The sequence below is a fragment of the Limnomicrobium aquaticum genome (genome assembly GCF_040545545.1).
Classification (GTDB): Bacteria; Pseudomonadota; Alphaproteobacteria; order Rhizobiales; family Rhizobiaceae; genus Ensifer_A; species Ensifer_A aquaticum.
In genome coordinates this window covers 460,938-485,150 of the sequence record NZ_JBEPMB010000002.1, presented here as the reverse complement: position 1 = coordinate 485,150, position 24,213 = coordinate 460,938, and the positions used below count along the sequence as shown (strand labels likewise).

The 24,213-nt window shown below is 61.8% G+C and carries 24 protein-coding genes; 11 read left to right on the top strand and 13 right to left on the bottom strand.

From position 1 onward, the window contains the following. Positions 1–44: 44 nt before the first annotated feature. Positions 45–467 carry a thiol-disulfide oxidoreductase DCC family protein gene (locus ABID16_RS11020; protein WP_354556374.1) on the bottom strand — a complete coding sequence of 141 codons (423 nt, stop codon included), beginning with the start codon at positions 465–467 and terminating at the stop codon, positions 45–47. A gap of 227 nt (positions 468–694) precedes the next feature. On the opposite strand from ABID16_RS11020, the gene ABID16_RS11015 reads away from it, so the two are divergent. Further along, the gene (locus ABID16_RS11015) at positions 695–1,576 is read left to right on the top strand and encodes a methylated-DNA--[protein]-cysteine S-methyltransferase (RefSeq protein ID WP_354556373.1); all 882 of its coding nucleotides are present in this window, start codon (positions 695–697) and stop codon (positions 1,574–1,576) included. Between the two features lie 65 nt (positions 1,577–1,641). Here ABID16_RS11015 and ABID16_RS11010 read toward each other — a convergent pair whose 3' ends face one another. After that, a complete protein-coding gene (locus ABID16_RS11010; protein ID WP_354556372.1) occupies positions 1,642–2,289 on the bottom strand; it encodes a TetR/AcrR family transcriptional regulator C-terminal domain-containing protein in 648 nt (215 codons plus the stop codon). Between the two features lie 82 nt (positions 2,290–2,371). Here ABID16_RS11010 and tet(30) point away from each other — a divergent pair, with 82 nt between their 5' ends. Further along, entirely contained in the window at positions 2,372–3,547 is a 1,176-nt protein-coding gene (tet(30), locus tag ABID16_RS11005) for a tetracycline efflux MFS transporter Tet(30) (protein ID WP_354556371.1), read from the top strand. A gap of 124 nt (positions 3,548–3,671) precedes the next feature. Here the strand turns inward: tet(30) and ABID16_RS11000 are convergent, their stop codons facing one another. The 5 genes from ABID16_RS11000 to mepA form a co-directional block, all read right to left on the bottom strand. Next, positions 3,672–4,307 carry a 2,3-bisphosphoglycerate-dependent phosphoglycerate mutase gene (locus tag ABID16_RS11000; protein WP_230827940.1) on the bottom strand — a complete coding sequence of 212 codons (636 nt, stop codon included), beginning with the start codon at positions 4,305–4,307 and terminating at the stop codon, positions 3,672–3,674. A gap of 52 nt (positions 4,308–4,359) precedes the next feature. After that, complete coding sequence (dapB, locus tag ABID16_RS10995) at positions 4,360–5,169, bottom strand: 4-hydroxy-tetrahydrodipicolinate reductase (RefSeq protein WP_354556526.1); 810 nt, start codon at positions 5,167–5,169, stop codon at positions 4,360–4,362. Between the two features lie 92 nt (positions 5,170–5,261). Beyond that, on the bottom strand, positions 5,262–6,290 hold the full coding sequence (locus tag ABID16_RS10990) for a glucokinase (protein ID WP_354556370.1): 1,029 nt from the start codon (positions 6,288–6,290) through the stop codon (positions 5,262–5,264). 33 nt (positions 6,291–6,323) lie between these two features. After that, complete coding sequence (locus ABID16_RS10985; RefSeq protein ID WP_354556369.1) at positions 6,324–6,698, bottom strand: methylglyoxal synthase; 375 nt, start codon at positions 6,696–6,698, stop codon at positions 6,324–6,326. An 88-nt stretch (positions 6,699–6,786) separates the two neighbouring features. Beyond that, positions 6,787–7,929 carry a penicillin-insensitive murein endopeptidase gene (gene mepA, locus ABID16_RS10980; protein WP_435532402.1) on the bottom strand — a complete coding sequence of 381 codons (1,143 nt, stop codon included), beginning with the start codon at positions 7,927–7,929 and terminating at the stop codon, positions 6,787–6,789. A 195-nt stretch (positions 7,930–8,124) separates the two neighbouring features. On the opposite strand from mepA, the gene ABID16_RS10975 reads away from it, so the two are divergent. The 7 genes from ABID16_RS10975 to ABID16_RS10945 all read left to right on the top strand — a co-directional run bounded on the left by ABID16_RS10975 (position 8,125) and on the right by ABID16_RS10945 (position 15,734). After that, entirely contained in the window at positions 8,125–9,975 is a 1,851-nt protein-coding gene (locus ABID16_RS10975) for an extracellular solute-binding protein (protein WP_354556368.1), read from the top strand. Positions 9,976–10,078: 103 nt separating this feature from the next. After that, positions 10,079–11,173 (top strand): microcin C ABC transporter permease YejB, encoded by a 1,095-nt coding sequence (locus tag ABID16_RS10970; protein ID WP_354556367.1) that lies wholly within the window; start codon positions 10,079–10,081, stop codon positions 11,171–11,173. Then, positions 11,173–12,315 (top strand): ABC transporter permease, encoded by a 1,143-nt coding sequence (locus tag ABID16_RS10965; RefSeq protein WP_354556366.1) that lies wholly within the window; start codon positions 11,173–11,175, stop codon positions 12,313–12,315. The genes ABID16_RS10970 and ABID16_RS10965 overlap by 1 nt, the downstream gene beginning before the upstream one ends. 65 nt (positions 12,316–12,380) lie before the next feature. Continuing rightward, positions 12,381–12,647 carry a hypothetical protein gene (locus ABID16_RS10960; protein ID WP_354556365.1) on the top strand — a complete coding sequence of 89 codons (267 nt, stop codon included), beginning with the start codon at positions 12,381–12,383 and terminating at the stop codon, positions 12,645–12,647. Continuing rightward, complete coding sequence (locus ABID16_RS10955; protein WP_354556364.1) at positions 12,647–13,144, top strand: type II toxin-antitoxin system VapC family toxin; 498 nt, start codon at positions 12,647–12,649, stop codon at positions 13,142–13,144. Before ABID16_RS10960 ends, ABID16_RS10955 begins: the two co-directional genes overlap by 1 nt. Next, positions 13,141–14,769, top strand: a complete 1,629-nt coding sequence (locus ABID16_RS10950; protein WP_354556363.1) for an ABC transporter ATP-binding protein — start codon at positions 13,141–13,143, stop codon at positions 14,767–14,769. Before ABID16_RS10955 ends, ABID16_RS10950 begins: the two co-directional genes overlap by 4 nt. A gap of 8 nt (positions 14,770–14,777) precedes the next feature. Continuing rightward, entirely contained in the window at positions 14,778–15,734 is a 957-nt protein-coding gene (locus ABID16_RS10945) for a 2-hydroxyacid dehydrogenase (protein ID WP_354556362.1), read from the top strand. A 7-nt stretch (positions 15,735–15,741) separates the two neighbouring features. On the opposite strand, the gene ABID16_RS10940 is transcribed toward ABID16_RS10945, so the two are convergent. Together ABID16_RS10940 and ABID16_RS10935 are read right to left on the bottom strand one after the other, a co-directional pair. Beyond that, a complete protein-coding gene (locus tag ABID16_RS10940; protein WP_354556361.1) occupies positions 15,742–16,611 on the bottom strand; it encodes a C40 family peptidase in 870 nt (289 codons plus the stop codon). Positions 16,612–16,625: 14 nt separating this feature from the next. Next, positions 16,626–16,976: a MarR family transcriptional regulator gene (locus ABID16_RS10935; protein ID WP_354556360.1), complete on the bottom strand. Its 351-nt coding sequence runs from the start codon at positions 16,974–16,976 to the stop codon at positions 16,626–16,628. A 210-nt stretch (positions 16,977–17,186) separates the two neighbouring features. On the opposite strand from ABID16_RS10935, the gene ABID16_RS10930 reads away from it, so the two are divergent. Then, on the top strand, positions 17,187–17,801 hold the full coding sequence (locus ABID16_RS10930; RefSeq protein ID WP_354556359.1) for a cytochrome b: 615 nt from the start codon (positions 17,187–17,189) through the stop codon (positions 17,799–17,801). Here ABID16_RS10930 and ABID16_RS10925 read toward each other — a convergent pair whose 3' ends face one another. Continuing rightward, a complete protein-coding gene (locus ABID16_RS10925; protein ID WP_354556358.1) occupies positions 17,802–19,193 on the bottom strand; it encodes a leucyl aminopeptidase family protein in 1,392 nt (463 codons plus the stop codon). Positions 19,194–19,502: 309 nt separating this feature from the next. On the opposite strand from ABID16_RS10925, the gene ABID16_RS10920 reads away from it, so the two are divergent. Beyond that, positions 19,503–20,315 carry a tetratricopeptide repeat protein gene (locus tag ABID16_RS10920; protein WP_354556357.1) on the top strand — a complete coding sequence of 271 codons (813 nt, stop codon included), beginning with the start codon at positions 19,503–19,505 and terminating at the stop codon, positions 20,313–20,315. 135 nt (positions 20,316–20,450) lie between these two features. On the opposite strand, the gene ABID16_RS10915 is transcribed toward ABID16_RS10920, so the two are convergent. From ABID16_RS10915 to ABID16_RS10905, 3 genes are all read right to left on the bottom strand, one after another. Then, on the bottom strand, positions 20,451–21,464 hold the full coding sequence (locus ABID16_RS10915; protein ID WP_354556356.1) for a type II secretion system F family protein: 1,014 nt from the start codon (positions 21,462–21,464) through the stop codon (positions 20,451–20,453). A gap of 95 nt (positions 21,465–21,559) precedes the next feature. Further along, positions 21,560–22,615: a type II secretion system F family protein gene (locus ABID16_RS10910; RefSeq protein WP_354556355.1), complete on the bottom strand. Its 1,056-nt coding sequence runs from the start codon at positions 22,613–22,615 to the stop codon at positions 21,560–21,562. Between the two features lie 57 nt (positions 22,616–22,672). Next, a complete protein-coding gene (locus ABID16_RS10905; RefSeq protein WP_354556354.1) occupies positions 22,673–24,202 on the bottom strand; it encodes a TadA family conjugal transfer-associated ATPase in 1,530 nt (509 codons plus the stop codon). Positions 24,203–24,213: the final 11 nt, after the last annotated feature.

Here is a 24,213-nt window from a genome sequence, read left to right as displayed (position 1 = left end):
CTCCTTCATGGCCGGCAAGAGCGTAAACACTCTCGCCGCGCCGCTCACAATATCCGGTCCCGATAGGCTGGCGGCGCGATCCAGCATTCCGCGCGCTTGCCAAACAGACGATAGCGATTGCGCGCCACCCACCGATAGACGGGGTCGCGCAGGACCGCCGGCACGAGGCGAAATACGGCGAAGAGACGCCAGGGATAGCCGAGCCCCTCGTAAATGCTCAGAACCGCGTCGCTGTCCTGCCGGACCCTGTCGCCATCGACAACCAGGATGCTGACGGGATCGCTCGGGTCCATGCCATGCGCACGATAGAGCGCGTTGCCCACCTCACCTTGCATGGAGGCAAGCCGGAAATGCCCTGTTCTGTCGTGCTTGAGGACGAACTGGGCATTGGCCGAGCACAGGATACATTCCGCATCGAAGAGGATGATCGGGCCATCGGGCCGGGATTGAGACAAGTCTGCTGCCATCTGTTTTCCCAAGGCGGCGATCACCAGCACCAGAGGCTGGCTTCGATCAAGAAAGACACTGCCCAAAATTGCCCGCGTCTTCAACACAACTTACAGGACCTTACACCGGAACTCGATATGAAATGCCTGACAAAAAGCCGCAGAGCGCTTTTTCACCGCGCGCCGACGCAAGAAACGGGTGGAGGACCACCGCTGGCAGCGGTATCGATAGGGCAAGGAGACACGCTATGACCTTTGCTTCATTCGACACCGCCCTTGCCCGCGACATCACGCCGGAAGACACCGATTACGACACGGTGTGCCGCGTGATCGAGTTGCTGACGGAAGACTATCAGGCGCAGCCGTCGCTGGAGACGATTGCCGGCGAACTCGGCCAGTCGCCGACGCAATTGCAGAAGACCTTCACCCGCTGGGCGGGCTTGTCACCCAAGGCCTTTCTGCAGGCCGTGACGCTGGATCACGCCAAGCGGCTGCTCGGCCGCGAGGGTCTGCCGCTGCTCGACACATCGCTGGAAGTCGGCCTTTCCGGCCCGAGCCGGCTGCACGATCTCTTCGTCACGCATGAGGCGATGTCGCCGGGCGAATGGAAATCCAAGGGCGCGGGGCTCGAAATCCGCTACGGCTTCCACCCTTCCCCGTTCGGGATTGCGCTGGTCATGGTCACGCCGCGCGGCCTTTCCGGCCTTGCCTTTTCCGATGAAGGTGGCGAGCGCGCCGCCTTTGAAGACATGGCCCGACGCTGGCCGAATGCGCGCTACATTGAAGACAGCGCCGCAACCGCGCCCTTTGCCGCGCGCATCTTCGACGCCCGCCGCTGGCGGCAGGAAGAGCCGCTACGCGTCGTCCTCATCGGCACGGATTTCCAGATCCGCGTCTGGGAACAGCTCCTCAAGATCCCCATGGGCCGCGCCGTCACCTATTCGTCGATCGCTGGCCATATCGGCCAGCCGACCGCAAGCCGTGCGGTCGGGGCGGCGGTGGGGGCGAACCCGATCTCGTTCGTGGTGCCGTGTCATCGGGCGCTCGGCAAATCCGGGGCGCTGACGGGCTATCACTGGGGGCTCACGCGCAAGCGGGCGATGCTCGGCTGGGAGGCGGGGAAGGCTTGAGCGGGCTGTGGCGACCGCTCAGTCGCACAAAACCGGTCATCAATCGCGTTTGACGGGTTGTCGGGTCATCCAAACTGTTTCGCCCGCAATTTGTCTTCCATGCCGGCGACCAGGTAGCTCAACCCGCTTTCGAACACCGCCTCCGTGTTGACCGTTCCGACCTCATGGTAGGCCGCAAGAGCTTTTGCGAGCACGGGAAATGGCGCCAGTTCTTTCACGAAGTCGACCTTGGGCGCGTCCCGGTCGATGTTGTGCCGCTCGCGCTCTCCCTGTTCTTCCAGGACGTAGCCGACCACGTAACGGGTGACACAAATCGCGATCCCCATCGCCTCCTCAGCGGAAAATCCCGTATCGACATAGAGCTGCAACACCTTTTCCGCATCGGCAAATTCAGCAACGGACGGCCGTGTGCCTGCCGTCAAGCGCGCGCCATCTCGCACGCTGAGGAGCGTCTTGCGGATGCTACGGGCATTGGCCAGCGTGAACGCTACCCAGTCCTGACCGGGTTTTGGCAAGCGTTCGCTGTGATAGCGCAGCAGCATCTCGGAGTTGATGGCGTCGAGCAATTCCGACTTGTTGCGAAAGTGCCAATAGAGGGCTGGTTGCTGCACGCCAAGGCGCTCGGCAAGCTTGCGGGTCGACAACTTGTCGATACCAACCTCGTTGAGCAGCTGCAGCGCCTCGCTGACGATACGATCACGTCCAATAGCCATAAACACCTCTTGACTTATCAGCGATAAGGGAGCTTATCAGCGATAAAGTTATCGCTGATAAATTCTATCGGGACGCTCTGCTGTGAACAAGGCTCTGATTGTTATTCTCTCCACTATTGCTCTCGACGCCGTTGGCGCCGGACTGATCTTTCCCATCTTGCCGGCACTGCTCGCGGAAGTGACCGGCGGCAGCGACATTGGTCTGCTCTACGGTACCCTGCTCGCGGTATACGCCATCATGCAATTTGTATTCTCGCCAATCCTGGGTGCGCTCAGCGACCGGTTTGGGCGACGCCCGGTTCTACTGATTTCGTTGGCCGGCGCGCTGCTGGATTATCTTGTCATGGCTCTTTCTCCTCTTGGCCGGGTATTGGTGGCGGGGCGCGCCGTCGCGGGCATAACCAGCGCGAACATGGCGGTCGCAAACGCCTACATCACCGACATTACCCCAGCCGAGCAGCGGGCGCGCCGGTTTGGCATGGTTGGCGCGGTCATGAGTCTGGGCTTTATCATAGGACCCGCAGTCGGTGGCCTCTTGGGTACGTGGTGGCTGCGCGCGCCGTTTCTGGGGGCGGCCTTATTCAACGGGCTCAACCTACTTCTCGCACTGTTCGTTTTGCCAGAAAGCCGCAAAGCCAGCCCCGGGGTCCTTACGCTTAAGGAGTTCAATCCGCTGGCGCCACTTGTATGGCTCTGGAACTTCAAGCCACTCCTTCCGCTCGTCATCATCTTTGTTGTTTTCGGTCTGGTGGCGGCCATACCTGGAACAATCTGGGTGCTGTATGGCGCCGAACGCTTCGGCTGGGACACGGTACAGACCGGCTTGTCCCTATCGCTTTTCGGCGTGAGCGGCGCCCTCGTTCAAGCTTTTCTCGTGGGACCCTTGTCGCGCCGCTTCGGCGATGTGGGTACGTTGATGATCGGCGTTGCCTGCGACATGCTGGCCTATGTGCTAATGGCATTCGCCAGCCTCGGTTGGATGGGATATGCGTTGGCCCCTCTTTTTGCGTTGGGCGGTGTTGCGATGCCAGCGCTCCAATCGCTGGTGACCAGCCGCGTGAGCGACGATCAGCAGGGACAGTTACAGGGCGTTCTGGCGAGCCTGATGAGCCTTGCGGGTATCGTGGGGCCGGTGATGACCACGATCGCGTTCTTCACGACCAAGAGTATATGGATCGGCACAATCTGGCTGGTCGGGGCAGCCCTTTATCTGCTCGCCTCGCCGCTTCTCGCAACAGCAAAAACAAGAGGCTCTTAAATTGTCTGTATGCGGCGAAACGGGCCGACAGTTATCGACCCCGACTAGTTACACCCTCTAACGCGAAGCCCGCTCTTGGATAAAGAGCCAGGGCGGGCCTAGCAACAATTCAAGTCCCTTGGCCTCAATGCGCCCCGGACATATCGCCGAGCACTTCCTTCGAAGCCACCGTCGAGTCTGCGTTCAGCTTGTAGACCATCGGGACGCCGGTCGCGAGGTTGACGCCGAGGATCTTGGTGCTATCGAGGCGGTCGAGGACCATGAGGAGCGAGCGGAGCGAGTTGCCGTGGGCGGCGACGAGGACTTTTTCGCCGCGCAGAACGCGGGGGAGGATTTCGGTCATGTAATAGGGCCAGACGCGGGCGCCGGTGTCTTTCAGGCTTTCGCCGCCCGGCGGGGGCACGTCATAGGAGCGGCGCCAGATATGGACCTGCTCTTCGCCCCACTTGGCGCGGGCGTCGTCCTTGTTGAGGCCGGAGAGATCGCCGTAGTCGCGTTCGTTGAGCGCCTGATCCTTGATGACTTCAAGGTTCGGCTGGCCGACGCCGTCGAGGATGATCTTGCAGGTCTTCTGCGCGCGGGTGAGGTCCGAGGTGAAGGCGATGTCGAACTTGATGCCGTAATCGGCGAGCGCCTTGGCGCCAGCGGTGGCTTCCTGAACGCCGAGTTCGGTCAGGTCCGGGTCGCGCCAGCCGGTGAACAGGTTCTTCAGGTTCCATTCGCTCTGGCCGTGACGGACCAGTACAAGCGTTCCACTCATCGTCGTCTTCCTCACAAAAGATCGGCCCGCGAAAGCGAGCCGTTTTCAAAAATCAGTCTGCGGACAGCCCGAGCACGTCGAGCGTCGAATAAAGGCCGGGCTTCTTGTCGCGCGCCCAGAGCGCCGACTTCAGCGCGCCGGAGGCGAAGAGCGAGCGGTCGGTGGCGCGGTGCGACAGCGTGATCATCTCGCTTTCGCTGGCAAACATCACCGAATGGTCGCCGATCACGCCGCCGCCGCGCAGCGTGGCAAAGCCGATCGTGCCCTCTTCGCGCGGTCCGGTGACGCCGTCGCGCACCTTAACGGCCTTGTCCTTGAGGTCCACGCCCCTGCCCTTGGCAGCCTCGCGGCCGAGCAGATAGGCGGTGCCCGAGGGCGCATCAACCTTGTGCTTGTGGTGCATTTCCAGCACTTCGATATCCCAGCCGGCGGCGTCCAGCGCCTTCGCGGCCTGACGCACGAGAACGCCGAGCAGGTTGACGCCGAGGCTCATATTGCCGGACTTGACGATGCGGGCATGGCGGGCGGCGGCGGCGATCTTCTTTTCGTCCTCTTCCGAGAGACCCGTCGTCCCGATGACATGGACGATGCGCGCCTGCGCGGTCAGTTCGGCAAAATCCACGGTTGCGGCAGGCGAGGTGAAATCGATGACACCGTCGGCGGCGACGAAGGCCATGAGCGGATCATCGGTCACGGGAATGCCGAGCGTGCCGAGACCGGCAATCTCGCCGATATCCTTACCGAGCGCGAAGGAGCCGGGACGCTCGATGGCGCCGGACAGCGTGACGCCCGGCATGGCGTGAATGGCTTTGACCAGCGTCTGTCCCATGCGGCCAGCCGCACCGACAACCACCAGCCGCATATCCATTCCGTCATCCATGATAGGTCCGTCCCTTGATCGTTTCCTGTTCTATAACCAGCGAGGCTGGGGTTGACCAGCCGTTGAAAGGCGGTTCAGCCGCGCCAGCGACGGCCGTCCGATGCGAGGCCGAAACGGGCCGGCGTGCGTGCGTAATCGGCAAGGCCGGAAAGGGCGGCCTGCGGATGCGTGACGACATAGGTCGGGATCTGGCGCATCACGGCGCTGTGCGGGGCCTTGTCCTCGAAGCCTGCGCGGAAGGCCGGGCCTTTGAGCGCCGGGATGATCTTCTGCGAAATGCCGCCGGCGAGAAACACGCCGCCCTTGGCCATGAAAATCAGCGCAATATCGCCGGCGACTCGGCCGAGATAGGTGGAGAAAAGCGTCAGCGTTTCCGCTGCTGCCGGGTCAGGCGTCGCCGAGAGGGCTGCCGTCGAAACATCGGCGGGGGTTTTCAGCACCGGCTTGATGCCGTCCACCTTGCAGACCGCATGGTAGATATTGACGAGGCCGCGACCGCAGAGGAGTTGCTCAGCCGATATGCGGCCTTCAATCGGCTCGTAATGCGGGAAGAGCTGGTAATCGCGGTCGCTGCGCGGACCAACGTCGATATGGCCGCCCTCGCCCGGAACCGGGATCCAGGCATGCTGCGCATAAACGAGGCCGGCAACGCCGAGACCGGTGCCCGGGCCGAGAACCGCGCGCGATGCGGAGGCGAGATTTGCGCCGCCCCCGATCTGCTCGCGATCCGTTTCGTTCAGCGAGGCAATCGCCAGCGCCTGCGCCTCGAAATCGTTGATGACGAGAACGTCGCTGAAGCCGAGATCAGCAATCATCTCCTTCGGCTTCACCACCCAGGGGCAGTTGGTCAGCGGGATTTCATCACCCTGAATGGGACCGGCAATGGCGAGGATCGCGGAGCGTGGCTGGACTGAGGTCTTGTCGAGGACGCTCGCCTGGATCGCCGCGTTCATCGTCTCAAAATCCGCCGTGTGCACATTCGGGAAGAACTTCGGCTGATCATAGGCATCGACCAGCAGCGCAAAACGGGCATTGGTGCCGCCGATATCGCCAATCAGGATCGGGAACGGCAGGGAGGCGTCGTGGTCGTTCGGTCTGGCCATGGCTTAAAGTCTCATCACATCCCGGTATGCGGGTCAGATTTTATCGATCAGCAGTTCGGCGGTCGCGCGGTTCAGCGCCATCGGAACGTCATAGACGGTCGCAAGGCGCGTCAACGCCTTGACATCTACATCATGCGGCAAGGGCGTCAAAGGATCGGTGAAGAAAATCAGCATGGAAATCTCGCCCGTGGCGATCAACGCGCCGATCTGCTGGTCGCCGCCAAGCGGACCGCTTTTCAACCGCGTGAGGTTGAGATCGGGGCAGACTTCCAGAATACGGCCGCCGGTCGTGCCTGTCGCGACCAGCTTGTGACGCTGCAGGATTTCGACATGGCGGGCGGCGAAGTCCGCCATCTCGGCCTTTTTCTGATCATGCGCAATCAGCGCAATCGCCCGGTCGTCCGCCATGAAAACTCCTGCAGGATGCGGATTTAAATCGGTTTAGGCATTACAGGAAGGTGCGGCGCTTGAAAAGGCCCACCGCCTTTGGAAAGCGTCAATGGCCAGGTCGCTGACGCGGGAGCGGAACCTTGTCCGGCAACGAAACCCACGTGGCTGCGGCGGGGCTCTGCGGCGCGGGGTCGGCGGCGGTCGCAACCGCTGCAGGATCAGCGGGCATGGCGGCCGTTGCAGCGGAGGGCTGCGGCGTCAGCTTTTCCTGATAGGCGGCAAGTGTCGTGATCGGCGTACCGACACTGGAATCGGCAGAGGCCAGCGGCGCATAGGGCAGGCCCATATTGTCATCGCCGCGCTTCGAGGAAGAAGCCAGCACGGACTGGCAGGCGGGCGGCAGATCGCCCACCGTCATCACGCGTGGCTTTGGCGGCGGCTTCATCGGCGAGGTCGGCTTTCTCGCCGGCCGGGGCGCGAACCATGCGGCCAGATCCTTGCCACAGCCATCTCCCGGCTGGATTTCCGGCTGCGCCTTGCAGTTGGCAACGCCCGGCGGGCAATAGAGGCGGACGTGGAAATGGGAGTCGTGGCCACCGATGGGGCGGACCTTGCCCATGAACGACCTGTCGCCCGTCCAGGTTTCGCAGAGCTTCTTCTTGATCGCCGGATTGACGAAAACGCGCTGCACCTGCGGATAGCTCGCCGCGCGCATGATGAGCCGGGCCTGGCCTTCGCTCCAGTTGCGATTGTCGATGGTGAGATATTCGCCTTTCTTCAACATCGAGACGGCGGAGAGCTGTTCGCGCTGCTGGCCCGTGAGGCGCTGGCGCGGCATGGGCGACAGCCAGATATCGGCGTCGAGCCCGATCTGATGCGAGGCGTGGCCATTCACCATCGGCCCGCCGCGCGGTTGCGAGATGTCACCGATGAGAAGCCCCGGCCAGCCGTCCCTGGCGGCGGCATCCCGCGAAAACTGCTGGATGAAGGAGATCATCTGCGGCTGGCCCCAGCGGCGGTTGCGCTCCAGCCGCATGACCTGCCAGTTCGGCCCGTCATAGGGCAATTGCACTGCACCGGCCTGGCAGCCCTTGGCGTAGAAGCCGATAGGCTGAGACTCCTGCGAGGAACCGAGTGTCATCGCGCCGAATGTCGCCTTGGCCGGGCGGTTGTCGCTGGCGAGCGCCGCGTCGGGTGCGATCGTGGCGAGCGTGGCGGCAAGGAGGGCGACGGATCGGAATAGCTTCATGCACGAGGTCCTGCGGCGAGTTTCAAAGTGGCGTGGCCGCGACCCTGAAATTGATTTGCGGCAATTCTACCGGCAACGAAGCTTAAGGTGAATCCCTTGCGCCAAACGGTCCCCGGAGACGAATGGCGGCAGGCCTATATTTTGACCCGATTTGCTCTATGTTTGGCGAACATGACGATTCAGGGAGAAATGTGAATGCTCAATGGGGGCTTGAAGCTTGCAATCGTGGGGCTTGCCGGCCTGCTGGCCATCGCGGCGTTTTCGCCTCCTCCCGTGCAGGCGCAAGAGAAAGTCTGGCGCAATGCGCTCACCCTGTTCGGCACACCGAAATACGGGCCCGACTTCAAGCATTTCGACTATGTGAACGTGGATGCGCCGAAGGGCGGCGAGTTGCGTCTTTCCAACGAAGGCACGTTCGACAGTTTCAACCCGTTGATCGACAAGGGCGCGCCCGCCGATGGCATGGAGCGGATCTACGAAACGCTGCTGACACCCTCGATGGACGAGATCATCACGTCTTACGGCCTGCTCGCCGAGGCGGTATCCTACCCGGACGATTACTCCTCCGTCAGCTTCAGGCTGCGCCCGCAAGCGAAATGGGCGGATGGCGAGCCGGTGACGCCGGAAGACGTCGTATTCAGCTTCGACAGCGCCAAGGCCAACAGCGTCCGCCTCGCCAACTATTATCGCCACGTCAAATCCGCGGAAAAGACCGGCGAGCGTGAAGTCACCTTCACCTTCGACCAGAAGGGCAATCGGGAGCTTCCTGAAATCGTCGGCGAGCTTTCCATCCTTGCCAAGCACTGGTGGCAGGGCAAGGATGCGAATGGCAATCAGCGCGACATTTCCAGGAGCACGCTGGAGCTGCCGATGGGTTCCGGTCCCTACAAGGTGGCCTCCATGCAGCCGGGCTCGACCATTCGCTACGAACTTCGCAAGGATTACTGGGGCGCGGCGCTGCCCGCCAATATCGGGGCGCATAATTTCGGCACGGTCACCTATGTCTATTTCAACGACCCGGAAGCCGAGTTCCAAGCATTCAAGGCCGGCGATATCGACTTCTATCAGGAAAAGAGTTCCAGCCGCTGGGCCACACGCTATGACTTCGACGCGGTGAAAGACGGCCGCATTGTTCGTGAGGCGCTGCCGAACCGGTTCCGCGCCACCGGCATCATGCAGGCGCTCGTGCCCAACATGCGCCGCGACATGTTCAAGGATGCACGCATCCGCGAAGCGCTGAACTATGCCTTCGATTTCGAGGACATGAACAAGAACCTCGCCTATGGCGGGCTTAAGCGCGTCGACAGCTTCTTCTGGGGCACGGAGCTGGCTTCATCGGGTCTGCCGCAGGGCAAGGAACTGGAAATCCTCAACGGCCTGAAGGACAAGGTTCCGGCTGACGTCTTCACCAAGCCCTACGCCAACCCCGTCAACGGCGAGCCACTGAAGGTGCGCGACAACCTCAAGACCGCGATCGCGCTCTTCAAGGCGGCTGGCTACGAGCTCAAGGGCAACCGAATGCTCAATGCCAAAACCGGCCAGCCATTCAGCTTCGAAATCATGTTGAGCAGCCCGTCGCTGGTGCGCTCCATCCAGCCCTTCGTCAACAGCCTTGGCAAGATCGGCATTGCGGCGACGCTGCGCACGGTCGATACATCGCAATATATCAATCGCATCCGCAACTTCGACTATGACATGATCTGGAATGTCTGGGGCGAGTCCATGAACCCCGGCAACGAGCAGCGCGGTTATTGGGGCTCAGAATCCGCCAACACGCCCGGCTCGCAGAACTATGCCGGTATCACTGATCCGGCGGTCGACCAACTCATCGACATGATCACATCCGCCAAGGATCGCGAGGAACAGGTGGCGGCTGTCCATGCGATGGATCGCGTTCTGCTCGCCAACCACTATGTGGTGCCGCTCTTCTATTCGGGCGAGGAGAAGTTTGCCTACTGGAAGAAACTCACACATGCGAAGGATCTGCCGACCTATAGCAGCGGCTTCCCCAGCATCTGGTGGTCGACCGAAGCCGTCAAGAAATAGGTACTTGCGTTTCGGCCTTTCAGGGATTCCAACTGCAAGGGTTGCGATTCGATCGCAGCTGACTGCCTGAACGACTTCATGACGCACGGAGATCGCCGATAGAATGGGCGCCTATATCCTACGCCGCCTCCTCCTCATCATCCCGACCATTGTCGGTATCATGGCAATTTCCTTTGCCGTCGTGCAGTTCGCCCCCGGCGGCCCGGTCGAGCAGGCGATTGCCGATCTGACGGGTCAGGGCAAGGGTGCGGAAGACCGGCTCTCGGGCGGCGGCGATCTTGGCGGCCAGAACATGGCGGGCGCCGATCTCGATTCCAAATATCGCGGCGCGCAGGGGCTCGATCCGGACCTCGTCAAGCGGCTCGAAAAGCAGTTCGGCTTCGACAAGCCGCCGTTGGAACGCTTCGGCAAGATGATGTGGGACTATATCCGCTTCGATTTCGGTGAGAGCTTCTTTTCCAATGAGAAGGTGCTGAACCTGATCAAGGATCGACTGCCCGTCTCGGCTTCGCTGGGCGTCTGGATCCTGATCTTTTCCTATCTCATCTCGATCCCGCTCGGCATCAAGAAGGCGATCTCGGATGGCTCGGCCTTTGACGTCTGGACCTCCGGCGTGATCATCATCGGCTATGCCGTGCCGAGCTTCCTCTTCGGTATTCTTCTGATCGTGCTCTTCGCCGGCGGGTCGTTCTACGACTGGTTCCCGTTGCGCGGTCTCGTCTCCGACAATTTTGCCGACCTCACCTGGTATCAGAAGATCGGCGACTATTTCTGGCATCTGACCTTGCCGCTCATCTCGCTGGCGCTTTCTGCCTTCGCGACGACAACGCTGCTGACGAAAAACTCGTTCATCGACGAGATCCGCAAGCAATATGTGGTGACGGCGCGGGCCAAGGGGCTGACCGATAGGCAGGTGCTCTACCGCCATGTCTTCCGCAACGCGATGCTGATCATCATCGCCGGCTTTCCCGGCGCCTTCATCTCGGCCTTTTTCACCGGCTCGCTGCTGATCGAGAATATCTTCTCGCTCGACGGCCTGGGGCGGCTCGGCTATTTCGCCGTCGTGAAGCGCGACTACCCGATCGTGTTTGCCACGCTCTTCATCTTCTCGCTGATCGGCCTCGTTGTCGGGCTCATCTCCGACCTGCTCTATACATGGGTTGATCCGCGCATCGACTTCGAAAAGAGAGATGTCTGATGGTCGACACACCCGCCACGATTTCAATTGTCGCCGCGCCTCCGAAGCGAGCGTTTCTCTCGCCCGCCAACACGCGCCGCTGGCAGAATTTCAAGGCCAACCGGCGCGGCTACTGGTCGTTCTGGATCTTCATGGTGATCTTCGTCTTGAGCCTGGGGGCCGAGCTGATCGCCAATGACAAGCCGCTGATCGTCTCCTACAAGGGCGAGCTCCTGTTTCCCGTTCTAGTGAACTATCCGGAAGAGAAGTTCGGCGGTTTTCTCGCAACGACCGATTACAAGTCGCCCGATATTTCCAGTGAGATCAATGCGAATGGCTGGATGGTCTGGCCGCCGATCCGCTATTCCTACAATTCGGTCAATTCCTTTGTGCCCCATTCAGCTCCCACGGCCCCCTTCTGGCTGATGGACAAACAGGAGCGCTGCTCGGCCTATCCGCAAGGTGTCAACGATCCCGGCTGTATTATCGGCAACATGAACTGGCTCGGCACCGACGATCAGGCCCGCGACGTGCTCTCGCGGCTGATCTATGGGTTCCGCATTTCGGTGCTCTTCGGGCTGGCACTGACAATCGCCTCGGCCATCATCGGAGTGACGGCGGGTGCAGTACAGGGCTATTTCGGTGGCTGGACGGACCTGCTGATGCAGCGCTTCATCGAAATTTGGTCGTCCATGCCGGTGCTCTACATTCTGCTGATCATCGCGGCGATCCTGCCGCCGGGCTTTTTCGTGCTGCTCGGCATCATGCTGCTCTTCTCCTGGACCGCCTTTGTCGGCGTGGTGCGGGCGGAATTCCTGCGCGCGCGCAATTTCGAATATGTCCGCGCCGCCCGCGCGCTCGGCGTCGGCAACGGCACGATCATGTTCCGCCATCTGCTGCCGAACGCGATGGTGGCGACGCTGACCTTTCTGCCCTTCATCCTCTCCGGCTCGATCTCGACGCTGACCTCGCTCGACTTCCTCGGCTTCGGCATGCCGCCCGGCTCGCCCTCGCTGGGTGAAATGATCGCGCAGGGCAAGAACAACCTGCAAGCCCCCTGGCTCGGCATCATGGCGTTCATCACCATGTCGCTGATGCTGTCGCTCCTGATCTTCATCGGCGAGGCCGTGCGCGACGCGTTCGATCCGCGCAAGGCGGTGTGAGGATGGTGGGTGCAACAGGCGGGATTGTGGGTTAAGATGCGCCGATACCCTTGGAGAACGGCCCGATGAACAAGATTGTGCGCGAGCATTATCCCGTTGAAAAGCTTCCCGCAGATTTGCGCGAAGGGCTCGAGGGCTCGCCAACCGTCCGCATCATTCTTGAAGCCCAAGAATCTGGCGCCCTTGCCTCCAGGATGTCCCCGAGCAAGCCATTTACGCTCGAAGAGTCGCTTGATGCTGTGCGGAATTTCCGCGCTAAAGGTACACATGGCGTAACCATGGAAGAAGCCGTCGCTCGTGTCCGCGCCTTGCGTGACGAATGGGACGATTGATGCCGAGCGGCAAGCGGATTTATCTCGACACAAATGTCTTCATCATCGCGCTGGAAGGCAAGGACGCCGCGCAGCGAAACCGTCTTGCGGAACTACTTGCGTTAGCCGTCGATACCGCCGGAGAGCAGCGCTTTTTCACGAGCCAGATCACGATCTCAGAGGTTCTGGTGAGCCCTTACAGACATGGGCAGGACGATCTGGCTGAACATTACAAGCGCTTTCTTTTTGATAGCCCTTGGCTTTCAACGGCTCCCATTAGCACGGACATTCTTCAGAGCGCGGCTATTCTGCGCGCGGGACATAAGAGCTTGAAATTGCCCGATGCCATCCATTTGGCGACAGCGCTAGAATACCAATGCTCCGACTTCGTCTCAGCCGACACGGGAATCAAGGACATCCAGACCACGCTCCCGGGACAACGCACGCCGTCGAGCCTTACGGTCAGGCGGCTGGACGAAGCATCTCTTCAAAGCCTCATCAAGAGCCTCACCCCATGACTGATCCCCTCCTCTCCGTCCGCAATCTGCAAGTCGCCTTTCATCAGGGCGGGGTGACGTCGCTTGCCGTCAAGGGCGTGTCCTTCGACATCCATCCCGGCGAGGTCGTGGCGCTGGTCGGCGAATCCGGCTCGGGCAAGTCGGTTACGGCGAATTCGGTCTTGAAGCTTCTGCCTTATCCGGCCGCGAGCCATCCGTCCGGCGAGATCGTCTTCAAGGGCCGCGATCTCTTGAAGGCGAGCGATGCGGATCTGCGCGCCGTGCGCGGCAACGACATCACCATGATCTTCCAGGAGCCGATGACCTCGCTCAATCCGCTGCATTCGATCGAGCGGCAGATCGGCGAAATCCTCGAGCTGCATCAGGGGATGCGCGGCGACAAGGCGCGTGCGCGGACGCTGGAGCTTCTGAACCAGGTGGGCATTCGCGAGCCGGAGAAGCGGCTGAAAGCCTTTCCGCATGAATTGTCCGGCGGCCAGCGCCAGCGCGTGATGATCGCGATGGCGCTCGCCAACCGGCCGGATATCCTGATTGCAGACGAGCCGACGACGGCTCTCGACGTCACCGTACAGGCGCAGATCCTCGAACTTCTGGCCAAGCTGAAGCGCGATCATGGCATGGCCATGCTGTTCATCACGCATGATCTCGGCATCGTCCGGCGCTTTGCCGACAAGGTCTGCGTCATGCGCCATGGCGAGATTGTCGAGGCCGGGCCGACGGCGACGATCTTTGCCGATCCGCAGCACGACTATACGAAGCACTTGCTCGCCGCCGAACCGAAGGGCCGGCCGCCGCAGGCGGATCTCAGCCAGCCTGTCGTGATGGAAGCGGAGGACGTTCGGGTCTGGTTCCCGATCAAGACCGGTTTCCTTCGCCGCGTGACGGATCATGTCAAAGCAGTCGATGGGATCAACGTGACGCTGCGCGCCGGCCAGACGCTCGGCGTTGTCGGCGAGTCCGGGTCCGGCAAGACGACGCTGGGGCTGGCGCTGACGCGGCTCATCTCCTCCAAGGGGCGGATCAGTTTCGTGGGGCAGGATATCGCCGCCTATTCGTTCAAGGCGATGAAGCCGCTACGCAATCGCATGCAGGTGGTCTTCCAGGATCCCTATGGCTCGCTTTCGCCGCGCATGAACATCGCGGATATCGTGGCGGAAGGCCTCGCCATCCACGAACCGGGACTTTCTTTCGAGGAGCGCGACCGGCGCGTGGCGGAAGTTCTGGAAGAAGTTGGGCTGGATGCGTCGACCCGCTGGCGCTATCCGCACGAATTTTCCGGCGGCCAGCGGCAGCGCATTGCCATTGCCCGCGCCATGATCCTGAAGCCACGCTTTGTCATGCTGGACGAGCCGACCTCGGCGCTCGACATGAGCGTGCAGGCGCAAGTGGTCGAGCTGTTGCGCAAGCTGCAGAAGGACCACAACCTCGCCTATCTCTTCATCAGCCACGATCTCAAGGTCGTGCGGGCGCTTGCCAATGACATCATCGTCATGCGCGCCGGCAAGGTGGTGGAACAGGGCACGGCCGAGCAGGTCATCGGCGCGCCGGCAGAGGACTACACGAAGGCGCTGATGGCCGCCGCCTTCGATCTGAAAGCGATCCGCACCGAGGCGGTCGGACAGTGAATGCCCGTATGAAAAGCCCCATCATCGTCGATCTGAAATTCCCGCCGGATGCGGTCGCCAGGGCACTTTCCGGCGCCTTTCCCGGCCGCGAGGTTATCAACATGGCCGATCCGGCGAATGCCGGGCGGGACCTTTCCGGCATCGACTATGCGCTGGTCTGGAAGCAGGACCCGACGCTTTTCGAGCGGGCCACGGACGTCAAAGCGATCTTTTCCGGCGGTGCGGGCGTGGATCATATCCTGCGCGTCGGGGGACTGCCCGAGAATGTTCCGTTGGTGCGCTTCGTCGATCGCAGCCTGACGGACCGGATGAGCGAATGGATCGTGCTGCAATGCCTTCTGCACCTTCGCCAGATGCCGGCCTATCTGAGGGCACAGGCGCATCGTCATTGGGAGGAACTGGCGCAGCCGGAAGCGCGCGATGTGACCGTCGGCGTCATGGGTCTCGGCGTGCTGGGGCAGGATGCCGCGCGCAAGCTGAAGGTCATGGGCTTTCACGTCGTCGGCTGGTCGCGCAGCGCAAAGGCGATCGAGGGCATGCAGACCTTCGACGGTGACGGGCTCGACGACTTCATCAGCCAGACCGACATTCTTGTCGGCCTTCTGCCGCTGACGGCGGAAACGCGCGGGATTTACGACAGGAGTCTGTTTGCAAAGCTTCGACAGGGTGGCGCGCTTGGCAAACCGGTCTTCATCAATGCCGGGCGCGGCGGCAGCCAGGTCGAGGCGGATATTCTGTCCGCACTCCATGACGGCACACTCCGCGGGGCCTCGCTCGATGTGTTCGAGACCGAGCCGCTTTCACAGGAAAGCCCGCTCTGGGCCGAACCGAATGTCATCGTGACGCCCCATGCAGCAGCAGCCTCCGATGTCGCCGCGCTGATGCGTCATGTCGAGGCGCAGATCGCGCGGCACGAGTCCGGCCTTGCGCTGGAGCATGTTGTGGACCGTACCCTGGGGTACTAGTGACCTTTCAAGGGCGCCGGCAGACAGTCGGCTTGCCGTAGAGATAGCCGATCCGCTCCACCGCCGCCTTCAGGCCTTCGCGCGCAACGCTCATCGTGTGGCCGTTGGCGTGGATCATCGTCTCTTCGTCTTCCATGATGGCGACATGGCCTTTCCAGAAGACAAGATCACCGCGACGGAGTTCGTCGAAACCTATTTCCGCGCCCAAGCCTGCCGCCTGCATATCGCTATCGCGCGGCGCGGGTTTCCCCGCCATCAGCATCGAGAGCTGCACGAGACCGGAACAATCGATGCCGAAGGCCGATTTGCCGCCCCAGAGATAGGGTGTCTCCAGAAGCCGGGCGGCGATGGCGACGTAATCGTCGCCCGCTGCCGGGCCCACGGGCACGCAATGCGCGGCAATCACCGAACCGCCGCCGGCGAGCAGGAGGTAGCGGGTGCCGCGCGTTTCAGCCTCGCCGATGACCGTGATGCGACTTCCAAGCGAGAGCGCGAGAGCGCGTGGCCGCTTCATGTCCGGTTCCGGATAGACGAAGGTTCGCGGCTGGATGATCCAATGGGTGGATTGCTGAGCCGGCGAAACAAGGTCTCCCTCAGCCATATAGCCGACGTAGCCGTCAGTCTCAGCTTGCACCCAGGCCCAGCCGTCGCGACGTTCGAAAATACGCAGGGTCTCGCCGAAAAGCAGCTGGGTATCGATGCCGGCGCTCATGTCGGGCTTGGGTCGGAGATCGGCGACCGGAGCTGTGACTGCCCCCGCCTCCCCTTCAACGACGCGTTCGGCCGCGACCCGTCCCGCCAGCCGCGCGTCGGCCAGATCGGGGCGGTAAGCGTTGAGCCGCCGGTCGAGGGTCTTTTCGGGCTTCTTGTCTGGCACCTTGAATTTTCCAGTCAGTAAGGCAACTGTCGGGCTTCGGCGATGACGACATCGCCGAGTTTTTCCAGATAGAGCGCGCCGGCGACCGTGCGCTTGATGATGACATTGCGCCGGTCCCTGTCGTCGCGGACACGATCTACGAGGCCCATCGCGCCCATCGTGTCGAGCGCCCGTGTGATGACCGGCTTGGTGACGTTCAGCGTCGCGGCGAGGCCTCGCACCGTGTGGGGCGGCGGCACCAGATAGATCTGCAAAAGGATCGCCATCTGACGAAGGGTCAGGTCATGCGCTTCCGACCGCACCTGCGAAAGCGACACGGTGTGCCAGAGCCCCAAGGCCTGCGAGGGTGTCAATTCAAGCGACAAGAACGGCTCCGTGAACGTTTCGGGTCCGTATCATTGTGGAGGGAAAGCGTTTGTTTTGCAAGGGAGCACAGTCTGTCTCCAAAGAACACCCCTCGCCCGCCACAAGTTTTCCGCAATGCAGCACCAGAGATCGCAGCTGGGAGGGGAGCCCTGCTTCCGTCGGGTCGAATTACAAACCCGCTGGAAAGCTTCATGAATTCAGGAGTTTCCATGTCCCTTGAGACAAATGCTTCCATCTGGGATCGCCCGCAGGGCTATGGTCTCGTCAGTCGCAGCCTGCACTGGCTGATGGCAGCCCTCTTCGCCGTGCAGTTCTTCTCCGCGATCCTTCGCTTCATAGACCGGGACATGGCGCTGTCCAAGACCGTCTGGGGCGTTCATTATACGCTCGGCTTCGTTCTGCTCGCGCTGGTCGCGCTGCGTGCCGTCTGGGGCGTGCTGAACCTGCGCACCCGCCCGCCGCACGGTCATGGGTTGATCGGCCTTGCCTCGCTCGGCGGCCATCTCGCGCTTTACGCACTGATGATCTTCGTTCCCGCAATCGGCCTTCTGCGCGTCTATGGCGGCGGAAGGGGATTTTCCGTGTTCGGATTCCAGCTTTTCCAGCCTGGTCCGCGCGACGAGGCCCTGATGGCGCCGGGCCATCTTCTGCATGGTCCTGCGGGCTGGGCGCTTCTGGCGCTTGTGGCCGGGCACATCTTGATGGTCTTCGTGCACAAATATGCGTGGCGGGAAGACATTCTTGGTCGGATGACACGCGGCCGCCAGGACGACGGGCAATTGAGCGCACCGACCGCGACGGTCCGCGCGCTCGAGCAGGGCTGATTACTTCACCCGCTTGCGGATGTGATGATAGATCGCCCGGATACCTTGAGCCTCGCCGCCCAGCGGCGCATGCGGGCGATCTTTCGGCGACCATCCAAAAATGTCGAAATGCACCCAGCTCTCCGTCTGCGTCACAAAACGCTTGAGGAACAGCGCTGCGGTGATCGCACCGGCCATGCCGCCGGACGGCGCATTGGTGAGATCGGCAATCTTGGTCTTCAGATCAGCCTCATAGCCGGCGTAGAGCGGCAGACGCCAGAGCGGGTCATCGGTTTCGAGCGCTGAATCGGCCAGGTCATGCGCCAGGTCTTCGTCGTCGGTGAAGAAAGGCGGCAGGTCGGGACCAAGCGCTACGCGGGCGGCACCCGTCAGTGTCGCCATGTCGACCAGCAGGTCGGGCTTGTCCTCGTCGGCGTATGCAAGCGTATCGGCGAGGATCAGCCGGCCTTCCGCATCCGTATTGTCGATCTGCACCGTCAGACCCTTGCGGCTGCGGTAGATATCGCCGGGGCGGAAGGCGTTGCCGGCGATGGAGTTTTCGACCACCGGAACGAGGACGCGCAGATCGACCTTGAGATGTGCATCCATGATCATCAGCGCGAGGCCGAGCACATTGGCCGCCCCGCCCATGTCCTTCTTCATCAGGAGCATCGATGACGACGGCTTGATGTCGAGGCCGCCGGTGTCGAACGTGACACCCTTGCCGACCAGCGTGACCTTCGGTGCGCCCTTCTCGCCCCAGCGCATTTCAAGGAGGCGCGGGGCTTCGGCCGCCGCACGGCCAACGGCGTGGATCAGCGGGAAGTTCTTCTTCAGCAGATCCTCGCCCGCGATGACGGAGACCTTTGCCTCGTAATGCTCCGCGAGCTCCCTGAACACCTTCTCCAGCGCGTTCGGCCCCATGTCGTTCGTCGGCGTATTGATGAGGTCGCGGGCGAGAAATACGCCTGCAATCTGACGCTTGATGTCGGTGGCGTTGGCGTCCTTGGGAATGAGCAGGGTCGCCCCATGCGGCTTCGGATTGAGATAGGTCTCGAAGCGATAGCTGCCCAGGCCGAAGCCAAGCGCGATGCGGCTTGCGGTGAGAGGCGCGGTTTCCACATGCCACTCACCTTCAGGCAGCGAGCGCGCCAGATGTCCCGTTACGAAGGGATTGACCGCCGGGTTCTTGCCGAGGCCGAAAAGCGCCCCGCCGAGGGCACCATCCGCCGAAGGAACGAGAAGAACAGAGCCATTGTCAGCCTTGAAGCCGGACTTGCGCGCCCATTCCAGCGCCGTCGCCTCGATGGCGCCGATCTCGATATGCGCCGGCGTCACCGCGAAGACGGGCAGCGTCTTGCCCAGCTTGCTGTTGTAGGGGCTGTGACGCTTGATGAACTGAAAGGGGGCCATCTTTTTCTGTCTCGCTTTCGAATGCACAGCGCTATCCGGCGACCGCGGCCCGCCGGATGCTTCTGCTAAATCTGTCTCACAATCCCCGGCGGTCCCGCGCCGCCCCTCTTTTCGGAATTGCCCCACCCATGCGTACCTTGTCCTGGTCGGCGCTGCCATCCGCAACATTCGGCAGTCGCGTTTCAGCCGGGAATCAGGTCCGTTAACGCTCTGTTAGGGTTAACAGACTATTGCTGGTGTCAAGGTTGCGCCGCAGTTTTCAGTATGCCCGTCGGCCGGCGCACAAGACCAGACTCTCGGGGCATCGCCATGACCACATCCACCATTTTCCGGGTCCGCAGCAGCAGGTTGCTGGCGGGAGCCTGCCTGTTTGCGGCGGCTCTGTCGCTGCAATCCTGCACGACGTCAAGTTCGACGGACAACATCAAGACCGGCTCGATCCCGACCGGGCTCTCCAAGCCCGTGACCGAGATGAACGCGACGGAGCTGAGTGCCGCCGCCAACCGGATCGGCGACGCCTATGCGAAGAACCCGAATGACAAGAATGCCGGCCTGAACTATGCCAATCTGCTGCGTATGACCGGCAAGAACGATCAGGCGCTGGCCGTCATGCAACAGGTCGTCATCCGCCATCCGAACGACACCGAAGCTCTGGCAGCCTATGGGAAGGCGCAGGCCGCCGCCGGCCAGCTTGACGCAGCGCTGGAAACCATCTCGCGCGCCGAACGGCCGGACCTGCCGGACTGGCGTCTGAAATCGGCGCAGGGCGCCATCCTCGACCAGCTCGGCCGCTCCACCGAGGCGCGCATGCGTTATCGCGAGGCGCTGGACCTGAAGCCGAACGACCCTTCCGTCCTGTCGAACCTTGGCATGTCCTATGTTCTGACCAAGGATCTGAAATCCGCCGAAACCTATCTCCGTCAGGCCGCAGCCCAGCCGGGTGCCGACAGTTCGGTGCGCCAGAACCTGGCACTGGTGGTCGGCCTGCAGGGCCGCTATCCCGAAGCCGAGAAGATTGCCCGTCAGGAACTCTCGCCCACCCAGGCGGACGCCAATGTGAAATACCTGCGCTCGATGATGAGCCAGCAGCCGACATGGGCTGCACTGAAGAGCCAGGGCTGACACACGGAACAAGGGCGGGGTCACCCCGCCCACCGCTTCTCCCAAGACTGAAAAGGCGCCCCGGAAACCGGAGCGCCTTTTTTCTGTTGGTCTGTCGAGCGTTCCCGGCACGCGCAGCGCGCGCCACACCCTTTATCAATGCGTCGTCTGTTCCTGCGGGGTGCCGCTCATCTGGTCGCTGACGCGGATGCCGGCCGGGCCAAGGATGACGGCAATGAGAACCGGGAGGAAGAAGAGGATCATCGGCACTGTCAGCTTTGGAGGCAGGGCAGCAGCCTTCTTTTCCGCTTCGTTCATGCGTGTGTCGCGGCTTTCCTGCGCCAGCGTGCGCAGCGCCTGGGCGACCGGCGTACCATATCGTTCTGCCTGGATGAGCGCCTGGGTGGTCGCTTTCACCGCATCGAGCTGCGTGCGGTTGGCGAGGTTTTCGTAGGCGCTGCGGCGATCCTGCAGATAGGAAAGCTCGGCGGTCGTCAGCACGATTTCCTCGGCCAGTTCCGGCGACTGCGTACCGACTTCATCGGCAACGCGGCGCATCGAGGCTTCCACCGAGACACCGGATTCCACGCAGATCAGCAAGAGATCGAGCGTATCGGGCCATGCGCGACGAATGGAGGCCTGCCGCTTGCCCATCTTGTTGCTGATAAAGATGATCGGCGCATAGAAACCGACATAGGCAATGACGAGGTTGGCCAGAAGCCGCATCGTGAGCGGCTGATCACTGAGATTGTCGAGAAGAAAAATCCAGAAAGCACCTGCAACGCCGAAAACGAAGGGCAGAATGAGGCGCGCGAAGAGATAGGTGTTCAGTGCGTTCTGAGAGCGATAGCCGGCAGCGCGCAGCTTGTTGATCGTCGCGTCATCGACAAGCGCCTTGCGCAGGTTGAGACGTTCGACGATGTTGCGGACATTCTTGTTGTCCTTGCCGCGCAGGCTCGCCTTCGACTGCAGGGCCGCGTTCATTCTGGCGCGCTCGCGGGCGCGCAGCTGCTCGCGCTCGGTGGCTACCGACTTCATGCGCTTCTGCAGGTCGCCACGCTCGAAATAGGGCTCGGCCACCGCGTAAAGCGTGCCGAAGACCGCAAGAGCGATCAGCACAGCGAAAATGAAGCCCGGTTTGGTGACTGTCGAGGCGAGATCGTAAAGCATTCTGATCGTCCTTGTGGCGGATCCTGCGCCCGTCGGTTCAAGCTGTTCCGGCAAGAGGCGGACGGAATTTCACCCGCGACTTTCCCGGTAGAGAGTTAGATATCGAAATTGATCATCTTGCGCATGACGAAGACCCCGATCGACATCCAGATGCCGGAGCCCAGCAGGATGAGATGTCCGCGTGGGTCGGAGAAGAGCGGCTTGATGTAATCCGGCGAGGTGATCGACACGAGCAAGGCGACGATGAAGGGCAGAGCGCCGATGATGGCGGCAGACGCCTTGGCTTCCATGGACAGCGCCTGCACCTTGCCGAGCATCTTCTTGCGCTCGCGCAGGACGCGGCTGAGGTTGCCCAGGGCTTCGGACAAGTTGCCGCCGGCCTGGGCCTGAATGCCGATCACGATGCCGAAGAACTTGACTTCCTGAAGCGGAATGGTCGCAGTCATGCGCGCGCAGGCGTCCGCAATGGACATCCCCATCTGCTGTGCCTCAACGACCCGCCGGAATTCGCTCTTGACCGGATCCTGGCCCTCCATGGCGATCAGGCGGATGGCGTCATTCAACGGCAGACCTGATTTGATCGAGCGGACCATGATGTCGAGCGAGTTCGGAAATTCGCCGAGAAACTTCTTCATGCGACGCTTGTACAGAAAGCCGAGCATAAATCGCGGCATGCCGACGCCCATGACGAAGGCGGTGGCGATGACACCGAGCTGGGCGGTGGAAACCGGCAGGATATCGAACGCCGGCGCATGAGACATGTCGGCCGTCAGGATCAGCCCGACCACCAGTGTTCCGAGCGCCATGGCGGCGCTGAACATGTAGAACTGCGATTCTGTTATCGCCAGTCCGGCCTGAAGAAGGCGAACCTTGAGTGTCGGTGCATCTACCTTCTTGTTCTGCTCCTGCTTCTTTTCCAGTTCGGTCAGCGAATCCTGAATGGACTTTCGCCGCTTTGTCGCTTCCGCCATGCGGTCGCGCGCAGCCTTCACCTTGACGGTGTCGGTTTCAGCCGCCTTGACCTTCTTGTAGCGGTTGGCCGTCTTCTGCTGGGCTTCGATTTCCGAGAAGAGAACACCGTAAGCCACGGCCGCCGCCGCAATGGCAGCGAGACCGACGATCGCCAAAACCATGGGATCAAAACCGAACATGAAGCGTGCTCCCGGTTGTTACTCTTCACTCATTGTGCGTCAGGAACCGCCCGTTCGTCAGGCGGCGCCAGCCTTGTCTTCCATGGCATCGAGAGCGGCTGCAAGGCGGTTCTCTTCACCGTAATAGCGGGCACGGTCCCAGAAATTCGGGCGGCCGATGCCGGTGGAACGATGCTTGCCGATGATGCGGCCATTGGCATCTTCACCCTCGATATCGTAGCGGACGAGGTCCTGCGTCACGATCACATCGCCTTCCATGCCGACCACTTCGGTGATGTGGGTGATGCGGCGCGAGCCGTCGCGCAGACGCGCGGCCTGGATGATGACGTCGACCGAACCGGCGACGATTTCGCGCACCGTCTTGGCCGGCAGCGTGAAACCGCCCATGGCGATCATGGATTCGATACGGTTGAGGCATTCACGCGGTGTGTTGGCGTGGATCGTGCCCATCGAGCCGTCGTGACCGGTGTTCATCGCCTGCAGAAGGTCAAAGACTTCCGGTCCGCGCACTTCGCCGACGATGATGCGTTCGGGACGCATACGCAGGCAGTTCTTGACGAGATCGCGCATGGTGATCTCGCCCTCGCCTTCGATGTTCGGCGGGCGGGTTTCCAGGCGCACGACATGCGGCTGCTGCAGCTGAAGTTCGGCGGAGTCTTCGCAGGTGATGATGCGCTCATGCGTATCGATGTAACGCGTGAGGCAGTTCAGGAGCGTCGTCTTGCCCGAGCCCGTACCACCGGAAACGACGATGTTGCAGCGGACGCGGCCGATGATCTGCAGCACCTGCGCACCTTCCGGCGTGATCGAGCCGAAGCGGACGAGCTGATCGAGCGTCAGCTTGTCCTTCTTGAACTTACGAATGGTGAGAGCCGGGCCATCGATAGCCAGTGGCGGCGCAATGACGTTAACGCGAGAACCATCAGGAAGACGGGCGTCGCAGATCGGGCTCGATTCATCGACGCGGCGGCCGACCTGGCTCACGATGCGCTGGCAGACAGACAGAAGCTGGCCGTTGTCTCGGAAGCGAATATCGCTCTCCTGTACCTTGCCATCGACTTCGATGAAGGTCTGGCCGGCACCATTGACCATGATGTCGGCGATGTCATCGCGGGCAAGGAGCGGCTCGAGCGGACCGAAGCCGAGAACGTCGTTGCAGATGTCCTCGAGCAGTTCCTCCTGCTCGGAGATCGACATCGCGAAGTTCTTGATCGTGATGATATCGTTGACGATATCGCGAATTTCCTCGCGCGCGCTTTCATTGTCCAGCTTGGCGAGCTGCGACAGGTCGATCGTATCGATCAGCGCCGAGAAGACCTGGCTCTTCGTGTCGTAATATTCAGAGTTTCTGGTCGTGCGGCGGCGGGCCGGCGGCTCCGGTGCGAGCGGCGGCGCTGCTGCCGCGACCCGCTGCGGGGCGGGCTCGGACGCCCTCGTCACCGGCTCCGGAGCAGGGGCCGGGGCCGCAACCATGACCTGCGGCTCCGACGCAGGGCTGGCAGGCGCGTAGGGTTTCGGCGCGGGAGGGGCGGACCCTCCCGAGAAGCCGGATTTTCCGAAGCCGTCATTTCCCTTTTTGCCGAACATCAATCAGATCC